Source organism: Lysobacter sp. Root690 (genome assembly GCF_001427785.1).
Taxonomy (GTDB): domain Bacteria; phylum Pseudomonadota; class Gammaproteobacteria; order Xanthomonadales; family Xanthomonadaceae; genus Lysobacter.
The window spans coordinates 300,262-322,472 of record NZ_LMHM01000016.1 but is presented as its reverse complement, the minus strand read 5'-3'; the positions used below and the strand labels follow the sequence as shown (position 1 = coordinate 322,472).

Annotated in this window: 1 protein-coding gene (running past one end of the window); it reads left to right on the top strand. The window is 68.4% G+C overall.

From position 1 onward, the window contains the following. Positions 1-22,211, top strand: partial view of a non-ribosomal peptide synthetase gene (locus tag ASD86_RS18935; protein WP_056114187.1) — the 3' portion only. It extends 73 nt beyond the left edge of the window; 22,211 of the gene's 22,284 nt are visible here — the last part of the coding sequence; the start codon falls outside the window, past its left edge; the stop codon is at positions 22,209-22,211.

Sequence of the window (22,211 nt, the reverse complement as noted above, 5' to 3'; positions counted from 1 at the left end):
ACGACGACAAGGTGCAGGACAGTTACGTGGTGCAGATGACCTTCGTCCTCGACGGCGCGCTCGACCCGGCCGCGTTGCGCGCCGCCGCCGACGCGCTGCTGCGCCGCCATGCCAGCCTGCGCGCGGCGTTCGTGCACCACAAGACCAAGGAACCGGTGCAGGTGATCCAGCGCGACATCCAGGCGCCGTGGCGCGAACTGGATCTGTCGGCGTTGGTGCCCGAACAGCGCGAGGCCGCGCTCGCCCAGGCCATCGCCGACGACGCGCAGGAACGCTTCGACCTGACCCGCGCACCGCTGCTGCGCTTCGTGCTGGTCCGCGAATCGGCCGCGCGCCATTACCTGATCTTCAACAGCCACCACATCCTGCTCGACGGCTGGTCCACGCCGATCGTGCTGCAGGAATTGTTCGCGCTGTATCGCAACGGCGCCGACACCGAAGCTTTGCCGCGGGTGGTGCCGTACCGCGACTACATGCGCTGGCTCGGCGGGCGCGATCACGCCGCCGCGCGTGAGGCTTGGCGCGAGGCCTTCCTCGGCTTCGAGGAACCCACGCGGATCGCCGCCGCCAGCACCGCGCCGGCGGTGCCGGACACCTTGCGCATCGATCTGCCCGAAGAATTGATGCAGCGCCTGACCCGGCAGGCGCGCACGCTCGGCGTCACCCTCAACACCGTGGTGCAGGCGGCCTGGGGCGTGCTGCTGGGCCGGCTGACAAACCGTCACGATGTCGCGTTCGGCACCACGGTGTCGGGCCGTCCGCCGGAACTGGCCGGCGTCGAGCAGATGGTCGGGCTGCTCATCAACACCTTGCCGCTGCGCTTGCAATGGCGCCCGGACGAAACCGTCGCCGCGCTGCTGCAACGCTTCCAGCGCGAGCAATCGGCGCTGCTCGACCACCAGCACCTCGGGCTGGCCGAGATCCAGCGCATCGCCGGCCACGGCGAATTGTTCGACACCCTGGTGCTGTTCGAAAACTTCCCGGTCGGCGAAGACGGCGACGGCCCCAGCGATCTGGCCATCGGCGTGCACAGCCATCACGGCGGCGACACCTCGCACTATCCGGTCGGTCTGGCGTTGATCCCGGGACGGCCGGGACAGCCGTATCAGCTCAAGCTCAGCTACCGCCCCGACTTGCTCGAACGCGAACAGGTGCTGCGACTGGGCCTGCGCTACCAGCGCCTGATCGACGCCTTCGCCACGGACGCGCAGCAGCCGCTCGGCCGGATCGACCTGCTCGACGCCGATGAAACCCGACTCGTGCTGCACGACTGGAACGCGACCGCGCACGAACAGTCGAACACTCACTTGGCCGCGCTGCTATCGGCGCAGGCCGCGCGCACGCCCGACGCCATCGCGCTGTGCTTCGAAGGCAGCTCGCTGAGCTACGCCGAACTGGAAGCGCGCAGCAACCGTCTGGCGCGTGCGCTGATCGCCCAGGGCATCGGCCCGGAATCCATCGTCGGCGTGGCGCTGCCGCGCTCGCTGGACCTGCCGATCGCGCTGTGCGCGGTGCTCAAGAGCGGTGCGGCGTATCTGCCGCTGGACACCGACTATCCGCCCGAGCGTCTGGCCGACATGCTCGCCGACGCCGCGCCGGCCTTCGTGCTCACGCGCGGCGACGTGGCTGAAGCGCTGCCAGCCAACGCGCCGCTGTGGCGGCTCGACGCCGCCGCGCTGTGCGAACGCCTGGCCGCGCTGCCCGCGCATGCGATCGGCGATGACGAACGCAGCGCCACGCTGCAGCCGGAGCATCCGGCCTATGTGATCTACACCTCCGGTTCGACCGGCAAGCCCAAGGGCGCGCTGATCCCGCACCGCGGCGTGGTCAATCGTCTGGACTGGATGCAACGCGAATACGACCTGCGGGCCGACGACGCGGTGCTGCAGAAAACCCCGTCGAGCTTCGACGTGTCGGTGTGGGAACTGTTCTGGCCGCTGACCCGCGGCGCGCGCCTGGTGCTGGCGCGGCCCGACGGCCATCGCGAACCGCGCTACCTCGCCGAACTGATCGAGCGCGAACGCGTCACCACCGTGCACTTCGTCGCCTCGATGCTGGACGTGTTCGTGCTCGAAGCCAGCGCTGAGGAATGCGCGAGCCTGCGCCGCATCGTCTGCGGCGGCGAAGCGCTGTCGGCCGATCTGCGCCGGCGCGTGGCCCAGCGCCTGGGACGCCCGCTGCATCATTCCTATGGCCCGACCGAAACCTCCATCGGCGTGGCGGCGTGGCCGTGCCGCGAGATGGAAGACGGGCCGATCCCGATCGGCGGTCCGATCGCCAACACCCGTTTCTACGTGCTCGACAGCGCGCTGCGAGCGGTGCCGCCGGGAACGCTAGGCGAGCTCTACATCGCCGGCGACTGCCTCGCCCGCGGTTATCTCGGCCGCGCCGCGCTCAGCGCCGAGCGCTTCGTCGCCGATCCGTTCGCGCACGGCCAGCGCATGTACCGCTCCGGCGACCTCGCGCACTGGCGCGAGGACGGCGTCATCGTCCATCGCGGCCGCGCCGACCATCAGGTCAAGGTGCGCGGCCTGCGCATCGAACTGGGCGAGATCGAGGTCGAACTGGCCCGCGCCGGTTACACGCGCAACGCTGTGATCGTGCGCGAGGACAGACCGGGCGATCGCCAGATCGTCGGCTATGTCGCCGCCGAAGCCGGATTCGATGCCGAAGCGCTGCGCGCGCATCTGGCCGCGCGTCTGCCCGACTACATGCTGCCGACCGCGCTGGTGGCGCTGCCGGCGTTGCCGCAGCTGCCCAACGGCAAGCTCGACCGCAAGGCCCTGCCGGCTCCGGACTACGCGCCGGTCAGCCTGCGCGAACCGCGCGATGAACGCGAGCGCATCCTGTGCGCGCTGTACGCCGAAGTGCTGGGCGTGCAGCGCGTCGGCATCGACGACAGCTTCTTTGAGCTGGGCGGCCATTCGCTGCTGGCGATCCGCCTGATCGGATTGATTCGTTCGCGCCTGCAACTGGAACTGCCGATCCGGGCGCTGTTCGAACACCCCAGCGTGGCCGCGCTGGCGCCGCATCTGGACCGCAACCGCTCGCGCCGGCCGGCGTTGGCGGCGGCGCAAGAACGTCCGCAAGATCTGCCGCTGTCGTTCGCGCAATACCGGCTGTGGTTCCTGCACCAACTCGAAGGCCCCAGCGCCACCTACAACATCCCGCTGGCGCTGCGCCTGCACGGCCCGCTCGACCCGGACGCGCTGCAAGCGGCGATCAACGACGTGGTGGCGCGCCACGAAAGTCTGCGCACCCTGTTCCCGGACAGCGACACGCCGCGCCAGCACATCCTGGCCGCGCCCGGCGCGCACGACCGTCTCGACGACAGCGCCGCGTTCGTGGCGCTGGAAACCGTCGACAGCGACGAAGACGCATTGGACGCCGACCTGCGCCAGGCGGCGGCCTACGCCTTCGACCTGAGCTGCGAATTGCCGCTGCGCGCCAGTTTGTTCCGGATCGGCGCCGACGACCACGTGCTGCTGCTGTTGCTGCACCACATCGCCGGCGATGGCGCCTCGATGGCGCCGCTGTCGCGCGACCTGTCGCAGGCCTATGCCGCGCGCCTCATGGGCACGGCGCCGTCATGGGCCGCGCTGCCGGTGCAATACGCCGACTACAGCCTGTGGCAACGGCAACTGATGGGCCGCGAGGACGACGGTGATAGCCTGCTGCGCCAGCAGATCGATTACTGGAAGCAACGCCTGGCCGATCTGCCCGAACAATTGCCGCTGCCGACGGACCGGCCGCGCCCGGGCAGCACCAGTTATCGCGGCCGCAGCTCGCATTTCGAATTCGACACCGCGCTGCATCGCCGCCTGCTGACGCTGAGCCAGCGTCACGGCGCGACCTTGTTCATGGTGCTGCAGGCGGCGGTCGCCGCCTTGCTGACGCGCATGGGGTCGGGCACCGACATTCCGCTCGGCGCGCCGGTGGCCGGCCGTACCGATGCCGCGCTCGAGGATCTGGTCGGCCTGTTCCTCAACACCCTGGTGCTGCGCGTCGACACTTCCGGCGATCCCAGCTTCGCGGCCTTGCTGGCGCGCGTGCGCGACACCGATCTGGCCGCGTACGAACATCAGGACCTGCCGTTCGAACAGTTGGTGGAAACGTTGAATCCTGTGCGTTCGCTGTCCTATCACCCGCTGTTCCAGGTGATGGTGGTGCTGCAGAACATGAGCGCCAGCGAACTGCGCCTACCTGGCTTGCGCTGCGAAGCGCATGCGCTGGAAACGGAGGTGGTCAAGTTCGACCTCAACTTCGCGTTTTCCGAGCGCACCCTGGCCGACGGCGAACCCGACGGCCTGCAAGGCGCGATCGAATACGCCACTGACCTGTTCGACGAAGCCAGCGTGCAGACGCTGTGGCGCCGCTTCGAGCGCCTGCTGCATGCGGTCACCGAAGACGCCGAGCGGAGCATCGGCGCGATCGAGCTGATGGACGCGAGCGAGCGGCAATGCCTGCTGCACGACTGGAACGCCACCGCGCAACCCGTGCTCGAAGCGACCTTGCCGGCGCTGTTCGAGGCCCAGGTGGCGCGCACGCCATCGGCGCCGGCGGCGATTTACCACGAGCCGTCGGGCGAGGAGCAGCGTCTCGATTTCGACGCGCTCAATCAACGCGCCAACCGTCTGGCCAATGTGTTGATCGCCGAAGGCGCCGGCCCCGAGCGGGTGGTGGCGATCGCGCTGCCGCCGTCGCTGGACCTGCTGGTCGCCCTGCTCGCCACGCTCAAGGCCGGCGCGGCGTACCTGCCGCTGGATCTGGGCAATCCGCGCGAACGCCTGGCGGTGATGCTCGACGACGCCAGACCGGTGCGCGTGCTCACTCGCGACGCCTTCGCCCATCTGCTGCCGGCGGATGCGCCGCTGTGCCTGCTCGACGATCCGGCGCTGCAACAGCGTCTGGCGCGCAGCAGCGCCGCCAATCCCGGCGATGGCGACCGGCTGCGGCCGCTGAAGCTGCTGCACCCGGCCTATGTGATCTACACCTCCGGTTCCACCGGCAAGCCCAAGGGCGTGACGGTCGCGCACCGTTCGGCCGCGCATTACTTCGCCTGGTGCCGGCACGCCTACTTCGGCGCGGGCGACGACAACGGCAACGGTTCGGCCACTACCTTGTCGGCCGCGTTCGACGGCAGCGTCACCGTGCTGTTCGCTCCGCTGTTGGTGGGCCAGCCGCTGACGCTGATCGAAACCGACAAGGATTTCGCAGGTCTCCTGGCCCGGCAACCGGCCGGCGGCTATGAACTGCTCAAGCTGACCCCGGCGCATTTGAAACTGCTCAACGCTACCCTGGAACCTGGCGCGCCGGCACCGGCGCGCACCCTGCTGATCGGCGGCGAAGCGCTGGTGCCGGCCGATCTCGCCTATTGGCAGGATCGTTATCCGGACGTGCGCCTGATCAACGAGTACGGCCCGACCGAGGCCACGGTCGGCTGCAGCACCTACGAAGTCGACGCCGACATGCACGACGCCACCGCTGTGTCGATCGGCACGCCGATCTGGAACGCGCGCCTGTACGTGCTCGACGAACGACTGCGGCCGCAGCTTAGCGGCGTGGCCGGCGAGCTGTACATCGCCGGCGCCGGCCTGGCGCGCGGTTATCTCAATCGCCCCGGCCTGAGCGCCGAACGCTTCGTCGCCGATCCCTTCGTCGACGGCGAGCGCATGTACCGCACCGGCGATCTCGCGCGCTGGCGCGCGGACGGACGCCTGGACTACCTCGGACGCATCGACCATCAGGTCAAGATCCGCGGCTACCGTATCGAACTGGGCGAAATCGAAGCGGCGCTGGCGCAGGCCGGCTTCGCCCACAATGCGGTGATCGCGCGCGAAGACCACGCCGGCCAGAAGCAACTGGTCGCGTATATCGCGGCCACCGGTTTCGATAGCGCCGGTTTGGCTCCCGAAGATTTCGATTCCGCGGCCCTGCGTGCGCAGTTGGCCAAGCGCCTGCCCGACTACATGGTCCCGGCCGCCTTCGTCGTCCTCGACGAACTGCCGCTGACCGGCAACGGCAAGCTCGACCGCAAGGCGCTGCCTGCGCCGCAACTGCGCAGCGTCGGTGAGCGCGCACCGCGCAATGCCGCTGAAACCCTGCTGTGCGAATTGTTCGCCGACATCCTGCATCTGCCGCGGGTGAGCATTGACGACAACTTCTTCGCGCTCGGTGGCGACAGCATCGGTTCGACCCAATTGGTCAGCCGCCTGCGCCGCGCCGGTTGGTCGGTCAGCGTGCGCACCGTGTTCGAACACCAGAACCCGGAAGCGCTGGCGCTGGTCATGCGACCGCTGGCCGATACGGTCAAGGCGACCGTGGAGGCGCCGACCGGCGAATTGCCGGCCACGCCGATCATGCATTGGTTCCTCGAACAGGGAGGCCCGTTGCAGCACTACCATCAATCGGTGTTGCTGCAGGTACCGGCCTTGCGCGAAGCGGAGCTGCTCGCGGCCTTGCAGGCCGTGCTCGACCACCACGACGCCTTGCGCCTGCAACTGACGCCGGAGCAACGTTGGACCATCCGCGCCGCCGGCGCGGTGCGCGCCAGCGATTGCCTGCTGCGCATCGAGAGCGGCGACGCGGCCGCGGACAGGCCCGCATTCGAAGCGCGCATGCACGAACGCGCCAACGCTTCCGCCGCCACGCTGGACCCACGCAGCGGCCGCATGCTGCAAGCGCTGTGGTTCGATTACCAGGATCAGCCGCTGTTGCTGCTGCAGATCCACCATCTGGCCATCGACGGCATTTCCTGGCGCATCCTGCTGCAGGACCTCAAGGACGCCGCCGATGCGATCGCCGCCGGCCGCGCCGCCGTCCTGCCCGAGGTGGCGACGCCGCTGCGCCACTGGGCCCTGCAATTGCCGCACGCCGCCGCGCAACGCGCGCACGAACTGCCGCTGTGGCAGTCGATGCTCGCAGGCCCCGATCCATCGATCGGCACGCGCGCGCTCGATCGCGCGCGCGACACCGTGGCCACGCGCCGCAGCCTCACCCTCAGTCTGGACAGCGAGATCACCCGCTGCCTGCTGACCCGCGCGCCCGAGACCATTTATGGCCGCATCAACGATGTGCTGCTCACCGGCTTCGCGCTGGCGCTGCGCAGTTGGCGCGCGCGACGCGGCCTGAGTGATCCGGCCAGCGTTCGCTTCGAACTGGAAGGCCACGGACGCGAGGAGATCGTGGCCGGCGCCGAGCTGTCGCACACCCTGGGCTGGTTCACCAGCGTGTTCCCGGTGCAGCTGGATCTGGGCGCATTGGATCGCGACGGAATCGATGCGCGCGCCGCCCTGGACGATGAGCGCGCCCTCGCGGGTTGCCTCAAGCAGGTCAAGGAACAACTGCGCCGTCTGCCCGACAATGGCGTCGGCTACGGCCTGCTGCGCTATCTGCACGAACCCAGCCGACAAATCCTGGCCGATCAAGCGCAGCCGCAGATCGCCTTCAACTACCTGGGGCGCTTCGGCGCCGGCGATGCGGGCGCGGATTGGAGCGCGACCGACTTGGTCGCGGTGCAAGCCGGCGATCATTCAGAACGTCCGCTGTCGCACACCCTGCAACTCAATGCGATCACCCTGGACGGCGCGACCGGACCGGTGTTGAACGCGACCTGGAGCTGGGCCGGCGAGTTGCTCGATGAGCGCGACGTGCGCGAACTGGCCGAAGACTGGCACGCGGCCTTGCGCGCTATCGCCGATTACGCGTCGCATGCCGAGCGCGACGGTTTCACCGCGTCCGACCTGCCGCTGGTCGCGCTCGAACAGACCCAGATCGAGACCATCGAGGCCGCGCAGCCGGCGCTGGCCGACATCCTGCCGTTGTCGCCGCTGCAGCATGGCTTCCTGTTCCATGCCCTGTACGACGAACAGGCGCACGACAACTACATGATGCAAGTGGTGCTGCGCTTCGACGGGCCGTTGCGTGGCGATGCGCTGCGCGCGGCCGCGAACCGGCTGTTGCAGCGCCATGCCAATCTGCGCGCGGCCTTCGTGCACGAGGGCCTGGCCGAAGCGGTGCAGGTGATCGCGCGCACGCTGGACGCGCCCTGGCGCGAAGTGGACCTGGACGAAGTCGGCTTCGCCGAGTTGCTGCGCGAAGATCAGCAGCAGCGCTTCAACCTGAGTGAGGCGCCGTTGCTGCGCTTCACCCTGGTGCATACCGGATCCGAGCAGCATTACTTGGTGTTCACCAGCCACCACATCCTGCTCGACGGTTGGTCCACGCCGATCCTGATCCAGGAGTTGCTGACGCTGTACGCGCAAGGCGAAGACACCTCGCTGCCGCGGGTAACCCCGTATCGCGACTACCTGCGCTGGCTGGCGAACCGCGACAAGCCGGCCGCGTTGGCGGCCTGGCGCGAGGCGCTGGACGGGCTGGATGAACCGAGCCGGATCAGCGCGACGAACACCGCCGCGAGCACGCCCGAACTGCTGCGCTACCACTTGCCGCAAGACCTCAGTACGCGTCTGGTCGAACAGGCGCGTCAGTGCGGCGTGACCCTCAACACCGTGATCCAGGCGGCCTGGGGCATCCTGCTCGCGCGCCTGCTGCGTCGCGACGACGTGGTGTTCGGCATTACTTTCGCCGACCGTCCGGCCGAACTGGCCGGCAGCGAACAGATGGTCGGCCTGCTGATCAACACCTTGCCGCTGCGCCTGCGCCTGCACGCCGGCGAACCTTTGCACGACCTGCTGCGGCGCCTGCAACAGCAACAGTCGGCGCTGCTTGAACACAGCCACCTCGGCCTGAGCGAGATCCAGCGAGTGGCCGGCCTGGGCGAGTTGTTCGACACCTTGATGGTGTACGAAAGCTATCCGATCGACGAGGCCAGTCTGCAAGCCCAGTCGCAACAACTCAGCGTGGCCTTCCACAGCCACCACGGCGGCGACACTTCGCATTATCCGCTGGGCTTGTCGGCGGTTCCCGGCGAACGCATCCGCCTGGGCTTCAGCTACCGCGCCGACGTGTATACGCCCGCGCAGGTCGAACGCCTGGCCGACAGCTACACCCGCATCCTCGAAGCGTTCGCCGATCAGCCGCAACGGCCGCTGGCGCAACTCGACGTGCTGCCCACGCAGGAACGCCAGCGCCTGCTGCACGACTGGAACGACCGCGCCCTGCCCGTCGCCGCGCTGGATCTGGCGACGGTATTGGAACAGCAGGCCGCGCGCAGCCCCGACGCGACCGCGCTGATCTTCGCCGAGCAACGGCTGAGCTACGCGCAATTGCATGAGCGCGCGCATCGGCTTGCCAGCGTGCTGCGCGCGCGCGGCATCCGCGCCGAGGACCGCGTCGCGGTGGCGCTGCCGCGTTCGACCGAACTGGTCGTCGCCCTGCTCGCCGTGCTCAAGGCCGGCGCGGCGTATCTACCGCTGGACGTCGACTATCCGGCCGAACGCCTGACCTATATGCACGACGATGCCGGCCCGGCGCTCACCATCACCCGTCGCGACGCTATGCAGTCCGTGCCGGACAACGCGCTGCTGCTAGACGATCCTGCGGTACGCGAGGCCATCTACAACATTGCTTTCGACGGTGCCGCGGCCAGCAGTGCGCTGCGCCCCGAATTGCAGCTGGATCATCCGGCCTACGTCATCTACACCTCCGGCTCCACCGGCAAGCCCAAGGGCGTGGTGGTGAGCCATCGCCAGATCGTGCATTCGAATGCGGCGCGACTGGATTACTACGGGTCCGCCAATGGCGGCGCTCCCGAAACCGTGCTGCTGCTCCCGTCGGTAGCTTTCGACGCATCGCTCGGCGCGATCCTGCATGCCTTGAGCAGCGGCGGCACGTTGGTGCTGCCGGCGCCGGGACAGGAGCGCGAGCCGGCGGCGCTGGCCGAACTGGTGGCCCGACATAACGTCCAGGCCTGGCTCAGCGGCCCGGCGCTGTATCGCGCGGCGCTGGAACAGGCGCAGGGCCGTCTGTCGACGCTGACCCGGGTGGTGTTGGGTGGCGAATCGATCGCCGCCGCGCTGTTGCAGCAGCATCGCGCGCAGGCGTCAGCGGATTGCGCGCTGTACAACGAGTACGGCCCGACCGAGGCCAGCGTGTGGTCCAGCGTGGCGCGGCTGCGCTCGCAGCTTCGTCCGGACGCCGATGCCGACGAACTCGCCAGCGAACTGGCCTGCATTGGCGCGCCGATCGCCAACACCCGCCTGTACGTGCTGAGCCCGCAACTGCAACCGCAGCCGGTGGGCGTCGCCGGCGAGTTGTACATCGCCGGCGCCGGTCTCGCGCGCGGCTATCTCGGACGCGCCGCGCTCAGCGCTGAACGTTTCGTCGCCGATCCATTCGCATCCGGCGAACGCATGTACCGCAGCGGCGATCTGGCGCGCTGGCGCGAAGACGGTCAACTGGAATACCTCGGCCGCGACGACGGCCAGGTCAAACTGCGCGGCTTCCGCATCGAACTGGGCGAGATCGAAGCGGCCATCGCCAGCGCGGGCTACCCGCACAACGCGGTCGCGGTACGCGAGGACATTCCTGGCCAACGGCAATTGATCGCCTATCTGGTGACCCGCGCCGATGCGTTGGACACCGATGCGCTACGCAGCAACTTGACCCGCAATCTGCCCGAACACATGGTGCCGGTCGCCTTTGTCGCGCTGGACTCTCTGCCGCTGACACCCAACGGCAAGCTGGATCGCAAAGCCCTGCCCGCGCCGGAAGCCAGCCGCGATATCCGCCTGCCGCGCACTGCGCTGGAACAGTCATTGTGCGATTTGTTCGGCGCGGTGCTGGGCCTGGACCGGGTCGGCATAGACGACAGTTTCTTCGCCCTGGGCGGCGACAGCATCAGCTCGATCCAGTTGGTCGGACGCGCGCGTCAGGCCGGTTTGCGCTTCAGCGCGCGCGATGTGTTCCAGCATCCCAGTGTGCAGGCGCTGGCGCGTGTCGCCGGCACCAGTGAACCGGTCGACGCGTTGCCGCAACAGGCGCCTACCGGCGCGCTGCCGGCCACGCCGATCATGCAATGGCTGCTGGAACGCGAAGGCCCGTACCGGCACTTCGCCCAGACCATGCTGCTGCAAGTGCCGAAATTGCGGCGTGAGCCGTTGCAGGCCGCATTGCAGGACTTGATCGAACACCACCATGCGCTGCGCATGCGTCTGCGCGACAGCTCGCCCGAAAGCGGCACGCTTGAAAACAAATCGTTCGAAAGCGGCTCATTCGAAATCCGCGCGGCCGGCAGCGTGCGCGCGGCCGACTGTCTGCAATCGGTGCCGTTGTACGGCCTGTCCGCCGATGCGCGCGAGCACCGCATGCACGAGGCGATGCTCACCGCGCAGTTGCAGCTGTCACCGGCCGACGGACGCATGCTGCAGGCGGTGTGGTTCGACGACGGCGCGGATTCGCGCCTGTTCCTCGCCCTGCACCATCTAGTGGTGGACGGCGTGTCCTGGCGCATCCTGGTGCCGGACTTGCAAGCCGCGTGGGAGGCGCGCGCCGCCGGCGTCGCGCCCGATCTCGCGCCGGTGCCGACCTCGTTCCGTCACTGGGCCCTGGCCCTGCCGGCGGCCGCCGCCGCGCGCATCGAGGAACTGCCGTTCTGGCAGGCGATGCAGCAAGGCGAAGATCCGCCGCTGAGCGCGCGTGCGCTCGATCCCGCGCGCGACACGCTGTCGAGCCAGCGCCATCTGTCGCTGCGGCTGGAACCGGACGTGACGCGCCTGTTGCTGACCCGCGCGCCCGAACGCGTCCACGGCCGCATCAACGACGTGCTGCTGTCGGCGTTCGCGCTGGCGCTGGCCGAGTGGCGGCGCCGCCACGGCCTGGGCGATGTCGAGCAAGTGCGCTTCGATCTCGAGGGCCATGGCCGCGAAACCTTGAGCGGAGCTGGCACCGAAGGCATCGACATCAGCCGCACCGTCGGCTGGTTCACCAGCCAGTTCCCGCTGCAGCTGTCGCTCAGCGGCATCGACCAGACCGCGGCCGCGCACGGCGGCACCGCGCTGGACGCCGCGCTCAAATCGGTCAAGGAGCAATTGCGCGCCCTGCCCGACAACGGCATCGGTTACGGCTTGTTGCGTTATCACGATGCGAGCGGCCGCGCCGCGCTCGGCGGCCAGCCCGCCGCGCAGATCGGCTTCAACTATCTGGGCCGTTTCGCCATCGCCGAGCACGGCCAAAGCGCTTCGGACTGGGGTCAGGCCGAGGCCGCCATTCCCGGCGCGGGCGAGGACGCGCCGCTGGTCCACGCGCTTTCGCTCAACGCCACCACCGAGGACCGCCGCGACGGTTCGGTGCTGTGCGCCAACTGGAGTTGGGCCGGCGAGCTGTTCGACGAGCCGGCCATCGGCGAACTCGCGCAACTGTGGTTCGACCTGTTGCGGCAGATCGCGCGCAACGCCTCGCAGGACGAGCGCACGCAGTTCACGCCCTCGGACCTGCCGCTGATCGCGCTCGATCAGCAGCGCATCGAAGCCATCGAGGCGATCCAGCCGCCGCTGGCCGACATCCTGCCGCTGTCGCCGCTGCAGCACGGCCTGCTGTTCCACGCTCTCTACGACGACGGCGCGCCCGATGCCTATCTGGTGCAGCAGGTGTTCCGCTTCGAAGGCCGGCTGGACCCGGCGGCGATGCAGACCGCCGCCGACCGTCTGCTCGAACGCCACGCCAACCTGCGCGCGGCCTTCATCCACGACGGGCGATCCAGCACGGTCCAGGCCATCGCCCGCGTGGTCAAGGCGCCATGGCGCTTCGTGGAAACCGACGACGCCGGCTTGCAGACGCTGTTGCTGCTGGACAAGCAACAGCGCTTCGAACCGTCGCAGGCGCCGCAGTTGCGCTTCACCCTGGTGCGTACCGCGCCGGACCTGCACTACCTGGTGTTCACCAGCCACCACATCCTGCTCGACGGCTGGTCGATGCCGATCGTCCTGCGCGAATTGCTCGCGCTGTACCACGCGCGCGGCAGCGACGCCGCGTTGCCGCCGGCGCCCGCGTATCGCGACTACCTGGCCTGGATCGGCGCGCAGGATCGCGAAACCGCGCGCGCGGCCTGGCGCGAGGAACTGGCCGACCTGGACGAACCCACGCTGCTGGCGCCGCAGGCATCGGACGAGCCGTTCATGCCGCGCACCCATCAACACCTGTTTTCGCGCGAGCTCACCCAGGCCCTCAACACCCAGGCGCGCCGTCATGGCCTGACCCTCAACACCCTGCTGCAAGCGGCCTGGGGCTTGTTGTTGGCGCAGTACACCGGACGCCAGGACGTGGTGTTCGGCATCACCGTGTCCGGCCGTCCGCCCGAAGTGGCCGGGGTGGAGCGCATGGTCGGCCTGCTGATCAACACCTTGCCGCTGCGCCTGCGCATCCGGCCCGAGCAGACCCTCGGCGCCTGGCTGGACGACCTGCAGGCGCGTCAGGCGCGCCTGCTCAACGAACAGTTCCTGGACCTGCCGCAGATCCTGCGCGACAGCGGCCACGCCACCTTGTTCGACACGTTGATGGTGTACGAGAACTATCCGCTGGATCCGAACGACCGCCGCGCGCTGGAAGCCGACAGCGAACTGCGCATCGGCATGGCCGAGGGCCACGGCGGCGATCTGTCGCACTACCCGCTCAGCCTGTCGCTGCTGCCGGGCGAACGCCTGCGCCTGGATTTCAGCTATCGGCCCGACGTGTTCTCGCTGGCCGACCTAGAAGCGCAGATCCGCCGTTACGCCCGCCTGCTCGAAATCCTGGCCGGCGATCTCAGCCTGCCGATCGGCCGCATCGACCTGCTCGAAGCCGGCGAACGCACCCGCCTGCTGCAAGCCAGCGGCGCTGAGCTGCACGACCTGCCGCCCGGCGGTTTGCATGATCTATTTGCGCAAACTGCGATTCGCACTCCGAGCGCCACCGCGCTGGTCTGCAACGGCCAGCAATTGGATTTCGCCGAGCTCGATGCCCGCGCCAACCGCCTGGCCCATGTGCTGATCGCCCGCGGCGTCGGCGCGGAAGACCGGGTCGCGCTGGCGCTGCTGCGCACGCCGGACATGATCGTGGCGCTGATGGCCGTGCTCAAGGCCGGCGCCGCCTATCTGCCGCTGGATATCGAGCAGCCGGCCGAACGTCTGCACGAAATCCTCGACGATGCCCTGCCCGCCGTGGTGATCGGCAGCAGCGCCGGGACGCGCGCGCTGAGCGAGGACGATCGCGGCCGCGAACTGCCCTTGCTGATGCTCGACAGCGCCGACACCCGCGAACTGCTCGCTGCCGCGCCCGCGCACGCGCCCAGCGACGCCGATCGCCGCCGGCCGTGGTCGCCGCGGCATCCGGCTTATGTCATCTACACCTCCGGCTCCACCGGCAAGCCCAAGGGCGTGGTAGTTGCCCACGATTCGCTGGCCAATCTCTACCACCATCACAAGCAGATCCTGATCGATCGCGAGGCCGCCTTCGCCGGCGGCGCGCGCCTGCGTTTCGCCCTTACCGCGTCGATGGTGTTCGACACCTCGATCGAGGCCCTGCTGTGGATGGCCGCAGGCCACGAACTGCATCTGATCGACGAGCAGGTGCGCAAGGACAGCCAGTGGCTGGTCGACTACGTGGTCGAGCACGGCATCCACGCGATGGACGTGACCCCCTCGTTGTTCGACGTGCTGCTGCAGGACGGACTGCTCGAACGCGACGACAGCCAGCTGTGCTGCGTGATGCTCGGCGGCGAAGCGGTCAGCGAGGCGCAGTGGCGCACGCTCGGCGAATCGCCGCGGGTGCGCGGCTACAACCTGTACGGCCCGACCGAATGCACCGTCGACGCCTGCTTCGCCAGCATCGACCCCGGCAGCCGTCCCGCCATAGGCGCGCCGGTGTGGAACAGCCGCGCCTATGTGCTCGATGCGCGTCTGCAACCGTTGCCGGTCGGCGTCGCCGGCGAGCTGTATCTGGCTGGCGCGTTCCTGGCCCGCGGTTACCTGGATCGCCCTGCGTTGAACGCGGAACGTTTCGTCGCCGATCCGTTCGCCCATGGCGAGCGCATGTACCGCAGCGGCGATCTGGCGCGCTGGCGCAGCGATGGCCAGCTCGAATACCTCGGGCGCAGCGACAATCAAGTCAAGATCCGCGGTCACCGCATCGAACTGGGCGAGATCGAGGCCCGGATCGCGCAGTCGGGTTACAGCCAGAACGCGGTGCTGGTGCGCGATGACCAGCCGGGCCGCAAGCAACTGGTCGCCTATATCGCGACGGCCGATACCGCCGCTGTCGACCTAGATGCGCTGCGCCGGCAACTGGCCGCGCAACTGCCCGACTACATGGTTCCGGCCGCGTTCGTGCGTCTGCCGCGGTTGCCGTTGAACATCAGCGGCAAGCTCGACCGCAAGGCCTTGCCGGCGCCGGACTTCGCCTCGGCGAGCGTGCGCGCGCCCCGCGATGCGAAGGAGCAGCTGTTCTGCACCCTGGTCGCCGAAGTGCTCGGCCTGGAGCGGGTCGGTATCGACGACAACTTCTTCATCCTGGGCGGCGACAGCATCAGTTCGATCCAGCTGGTCAGCCGGGCGCGCAAGCAAGGCCTGGTCATCACCGCGCGCGACGTGTTCCGTCAGCAGACGGTCGAGGTCCTCGCGGCCTCGGCCGCGCCGCTGCCGCGCACCGCCGCCGCGCCGCTGGAAGCGCCGACCGGAACCCTGCCGGCCACGCCGATCATGCATTGGCTGCTGGACCAGCCCGAGCTTGCCGAGTCCTTCAATCAGTCGATGACGCTGCCGCTGGGCCTGGCCAATGTGGACGGCGATGCGCTGACGCAGGCGTTGCAGGATCTGCTCGATCATCATCACGCGTTGCGTTTGCGCGTGGGTGCCGGCCGCGAGCTGCGGATCGTCCCGCAAGGCGAGGTGCGCGCGCAGGATTGCCTGCGCCACGTGTCGTTGGTCGGTCTCGACGCCGCGGCGCGCCAACGCGTCATCGAGGACGCGCAGCGAAGCGCTCGCCACAACGTCGCACCCGCTGAAGGCCGCATGCTGCAGGCCGTCTGCTTCGTCGACGAGCACGACGCACAGCTGCTGCTGACGATCCATCACTTGGCCGTGGACGGCGTGTCCTGGCGCATCCTGCTGCCGGACTTTCAGACCGCATTGGACGCGCGCAAACGCGGCCTCGCGCCGCGCCTGGAAACCGCTGCGACCTCGCTGCGCCACTGGGCCATGCAACTGCCGGCGATCGCGACCACCCGCCGCGGCGAACTGCCGCTGTGGCAGTCGATGTTCGCCGGCGACGATCCGGCCTTGAGCGAACGCGCGCTCGATCCCCGCCGCGACCTCGGCGCGACCCAGCGCACCCTGACCTTGCGTCTGGACACCCGGATCACCCAGCAACTGCTGACCGTGGCGCCGACCCAGATCCACGGCCGCATCAACGACGTCCTGCTGACCGCGTTCGCGCTGGCGCTGATCGACTGGCGCCAGCAACGGCTCGGCATCAACAACGCGGCGCTGCGTTTCGATATGGAAGGCCACGGCCGCGAGGCTATCGTCGAGGGCGCCGACCTGTCCCACACCGTGGGCTGGTTCACCAGCGAATTCCCGCTCCAGCTCGATCTGGCCGGACTGAATCTGGACGAGGCGCTGCGCGGCGGCGCCGCGCTCGAACAGGCGCTCAAGCGAGTCAAGGAGCAACTGCGCCGACTGCCCGACAACGGCATCGGCTACAGCCTGCTGCGCTATCTCGACGAACACGGCCGCGACGCGCTCGCCGCGCAGCCGTCGCGACAGGTCGGCTTCAATTACCTGGGCCGCCTGCAGGCGGTCAACGACACCGACGACGACCGCCAGCTCGACGAACCGCGGTCCGAAACCCCGCACGGCGACGATGCGATCTGGCCGCTGTGGCATGTGCTCGGCCTGGACGCGGTGACGATCGACCACGCCTCCGGCCCGATGCTGCACGCGACCTGGAACTGGGCCGGCGAATTGTTCGACGAGGCGGCGATCCGCGCATTGGCGCAACGCTGGTTCGAACTGCTGGGCTGCATCGCCGAACGCGCCACCCATGCCGCGCCGGGATTCACCCCGTCTGACCTGCCGCTGGTCAAGCTCGATCAGGCGCAGATCGAAGCGATCGAGGCCAGCCAACCGCCGCTGGCCGAGATCCTGCCGCTGTCGCCGCTGCAGCACGGCCTGCTGTTCCACGCCATCTACGACGAGGACAGTGTCGACGCCTATCTGGTCCAGGAGGTGTTCCGTTTCGACGGCGCCCTGGACGCGCAGATGCTGCAGACCGCGGCCGACCGCTTGCTGGAACGTCACGCGAATCTCAGCGCCTCGTTCGTGCATCAAGGCCTGCCGGAAGCGGTGCAGGTGATTCCGCTCAAGCCGAAGGCGCCATGGCGCTTCGTCGACAGCGACGTGGCCGATGTGCCCGCGCTGCTGCGCGAGGACCAACAGCGCTTCGATCCATCGCAAGGCCCGCTGCTGCGTTTCCTGCTGGTGCGCACCGCGCCCGAATGCCACTACCTGGCGTTCACCAGCCATCACATGCTGCTCGACGGCTGGTCCTCGCCGATGGTGATGAAGGAATTGCTGAGCCTGTACTACGCGCGTGGCGATCGTTCGGCCCTGCCGTACGTGACCCCGTATCGCGAGTACTTGGCCTGGGTCGCCGCGCAGGATCGCCCGGCCGCGCGCGATACTTGGCGGCGCGAGCTGGCCGATCTCGACGGCCCCACCCTGCTGGCGCCGCAGGCATCGCCCGAACCGGTGATGCCGCATACCCATCCGCACGATTTCTCGCGCGAACTCACCCAGGCGGTGACCGCGCAGGCGCGTCGCCACGGTCTGACCATCAACACCCTGCTGCAGGCCGCATGGGGCCTGTTGCTGGCGCAGAGCACCGGACGCCAGGACATCGTGTTCGGCATCACCGTCTCCGGCCGACCGCCCGAACTGGCCGGCGTCGAGCGCATGGCTGGCCTGCTCATCAACACCTTGCCGTTGCGGCTGCCGATCGACCCGGCGCAGACGCTGGGCGATTGGCTGGCGGCGCTGCAGGACCGGCAGGCGCAGTTGCTGGACGCGCAGCATCTGGGGCTCAGCCAGATCCTGCAGGACAGCGGCCATACCCAGTTGTTCGACACCTTGATGGTGTTCGAGAACTATCTGATGGACGCCGACGACCAGCGCCTGTCAAATGCCGACGGCAGTCTGAGCATCTCCATGGTCGACGGCTTCGGCGGCGACAAGTCGCACTATCCGCTGACCTTGCTGTCGATGCCCGGCGAATGGGTGAAGTTGAATTTCAGCTATCGCCCGGACGTGTTCGCCAAAAGCGACATCCAGCGCTTCGCGCGCCGCTACGAGCGCATCCTCGAACAGCTGGTGGGTGATCTGAGCCTGCGCGTGGGTCAGCTCGATCTGCTTGAGCAAAGCGAGCGCGTCCAGTTGGAAGCCTGGAACGGCAGTGAGCATCCGGTCGTGGTGGAAAGCCTGGCGGCCTGCTTCGAGCGTCAAGCGCGCCTCACCCCGGACGCCACGGCCCTGGTGGCCGGCGAGCTCAGCTTGAGCTATGCCGAACTCGACCGCCGCGCCGACGCATTGGCGCAACGGCTGATCGCGCGCGGCGTCGCCGCGGAACAAGGCGTGGCGCTGTTGCTGCGCCGTTCGCCCGAACTGGTCATCGCCACTTTGGCCGTGCTCAAGGCCGGTGCGTATTACCTGCCGCTGCACGAACAACATCCGGACGAACGTCTGGCGCTGCTGTTGGCCGAGACCGGCACGGTGCTGTTGATCGCCGACGCCAGTATCGAAGGCCGCAATCTGGAGGGATCCAAGCTGACGCCGTCGCAGGTGCTGCGTGTGGACAGGCCCGATGACGATGCGGCGATTTCGAGTGTCGCCTCGTCCTTGCCCGTCGTGCATCCGCGACAACTGGCCTACGTGATGTTCACCTCCGGCTCCACCGGCCGTCCCAAGGGCGTGGCGGTGGAACAAGGCGATATCGTGGCCTTCGCTCGCGACCGCCGTTTCGCCCGCGATCACGAGGTGGTGCTGCTGCATTCGCCGCACGCCTTCGACGCGTCCACCTACGAACTGTGGGTGCCGCTGCTCAACGGCGGTTGCGTGGCGGTGTGCACGGTCGACAGCAGCGACGGCCGGCAGATGCAGCGGCTGGTCGCCGAACACGGCGTGCGCAGCATGTGGCTGACCGCGGGCCTGTTCCATGAATTCGTCGAGTCCACGCCGGAGCTGTTCGCCTCGTTGGTGCAAGTCTGGGCCGGCGGCGACGTGCTCTCCGCCGATGCGATCCGCCGTCTGCAGGCGCGCTATCCGGCGCTGCGCATCGTCAACGGCTACGGCCCGACCGAGACCACGACCTTCGCCCTGACCTGCGCCGTGCCGCCGCTCGCGACCGACGCGGCCAGCGTCCCGATCGGCGAGCCCTTGGACAATATGCGGGTCTACGTGCTCGACGGCGCGCTGCGACCGGTGCCGCCGGGCGTGCCCGGCGAGTTGTACATCGCCGGCGCCGGTCTGGCCCGCGGCTACCTCGGGCGGGCCTCGTTCACCGCCGAGCGTTTCGTCGCCAACCCATACGCGCCCGCGCATCACCGCGGCGAGCGCATGTACCGCAGCGGCGACCTGGTGCGTTGGCGCGAGGACGGCCAGATCGAATTCATCGGCCGCGGCGACCAGCAGGTGAAGCTGCGCGGCTTCCGCATCGAGCCGGGCGAAATCGAAAACGTGCTGCAGGCCTATCCGGCGGTGGCCCAAGCCGTCGTGCAGGTGCGCGAGGACGCGCCGGGCCACAAGCAACTGGTCGGTTATGTCGTGCTCAAGCAAGGCGGCGGTCAGCGCGACACCGCGCTGGAGACGCGCCAGGTCGACGAATGGGAGTCGCTGTATCAAGACCTGTACGACGAAGACACCGTCGATGCCGAGGCGCCGGAATTCGGCGAAGACTTCCGCGGCTGGAACAGCAGCTACACCCAGACGCCGATTCCATTGGAGGAAATGCGCGAATGGCGCGCGGCCACGGTACGGCGCATCCTCGCGTTGCGCCCGCGCCGGGTGCTGGAGATCGGCGTCGGCAGCGGCCTGATCCTGGCGCCGGTGGCGCCGCACGTGGAGACCTACCACGGCACCGACCTGTCGCGCGCCACCGTCGAGCGTCTGCAGCGCCAACTCGCGCAGCGGCCCGAACTGGCCAGCAAAGTGCAACTGCACACCCTGCCCGCGCACCGCACCCGGCAGGTGGCCGAGTCCTTACCTACAGAAGCGTATTACGACGCGATCATCGTCAACTCGGTGCTGCAGTACTTCCCCAGCAGCGATTACCTGCTGGAGGTGATCGAGCAGGCGATGAGCCTGCTGGCGCCGGGCGGCGCGCTGTACCTGGGCGACGTGCGCAACCTGCAGCTGCTGCGCAGCTTCGTCAACGCCGTGCAACTGCATCAGGCCGAGAACGGCATCGACGCGACCACCCTGCAGCGCCGCATCGATCAGACCCTGCTGACCGAGAAGGAACTGCTGCTGGCGCCGGAGTTCTTCACCCAGTTGCCGCAACGGCTGGCGGACATCGCCGCGGTCGATATCCAGACCAAGCGCAGCGTTCACGCCAACGAGCTGACCCGCCATCGCTACGAAGTGGTGCTGCGCAAGCAAGGTCCGCAAGTGCGTTCGGCCGCCGCGCTGCCGACCCAGCCGTGGTCGCCCGCCTTGCTCGAACCCGGCGCGCTCGCCGCGCGTCTGGCCGAGCATCCCTCGGGATTGCGCATCACCGACGTGCCGCATCCGTTGCTGCAGCCCGAACTCGACGCGCTGCATCAGCTGCAGGCCGGCCGGCGCATCGCCGAAGTGCGCACTCGACTGTTGGCGGCGCAACCACTCGGTCTGCCACCGGCCGAGGCGCTGCATGCTCAGGGCGAAGCCTTGGACTGCGAGGTCGCGGTGACCTGGTCGGCGCCCGAACGCGGCCTGGAACTGCTGTTGCTACCGAAGCACGACGGCGAAGCGATCTGGACCGACATCCATCAACCGGCCCATCCGCGCGACTTCGATGCCTGCGCCAACAGCCCGGGCAGTTTCGACCGTCTGTCCGAACTGCGTCAGCATGCGCAACGGCATCTGCCTGACTACATGCAGCCGCTGCTGGTGCCGTTGCCGATGTTGCCGCTGACCCCGAACGGCAAGGTGGATCGCAAGGCCCTGCCCGCGCCGGAGTTCACTTCCAGCCATCGACGTGCGGCGACCACACCGCAGCAACAAGCCTTGTGCGAGCTGTTCGCTGAAGTGCTGGAACTCAACGAGGTCGGCATCGACGACGATTTCTTCGAGATCGGCGGCCACTCGCTGTTGGCCACGCGTCTGGTCGGCCGCATCCGCCACACTCTGGGCGTGGAAGTGTCCGCGCGCCTGCTGTTCGAATCGCCCACGATCGCGGCCTTGTCCGAACGCATGGCCGAACCGCTGCAGGCCTTGTCCGCGCTCGAACCGGTGGTGACGATCCGCGCGCAAGGCGGCCTGCCGCCGCTGTTCTGCCTGCCTCCGGGCGGCGGTCTGGGTTGGTGGTATCGCGGACTGACCCGTTATCTGGACCCGCAGCGCCCGATCTACGCCCTGCAGAGCGCCAGCCTGATCGATCCGTCCGCGCCGTTGTCGGCGAGCGTGGAAGAAGACGTCGACGCCTACCTCACGCAGATCCGCGCGATTCAACCCGAAGGGCCCTATCACCTGCTCGGTTATTCCTACGGCGGCGCGACCGCGTTGGAACTGGCCCTGCGCCTGCAGCAAGCGGGCCAGGAAGTCGACCGGTTGGTGATATTGGACTCGTGCATCCGCACCTCGATGCCGGGTTTCGATCCCGCCACCGTGCCGAGGGGCGACGCCCGCGCGAGCATCCTGCAAGGCTTCCTGGAGAACATCGCCGGCTGCGATATCGGCGACTACGATCCGCAATCGCTGGACTTCGACAAGGCGATCGAACTGTTGAAATACAGCATCTTCTCCGGCTTCGACGCCGGTTTGCTGGAACGCTTCGTCGCCACCCAGAACAACGACTCGGACTTGCTCAACGACTACAGGCCCAGTGCGAAGTTCCGCGGCGACGTGGTCTTCTTCATCGCCACCCAGGACTGCCAGGGCGAGGCCTATGTGCTGGAACCGGGCACGTTCAAACACAACATCACCGGCGCGCTTCGCACCCACGACATCGATTGCCGCCACGACCAGCTGACCCACCCGCAAAACCTGGCGCGCATCGGCCGCACGCTGGCGCAGGACTATCGCCTGTGA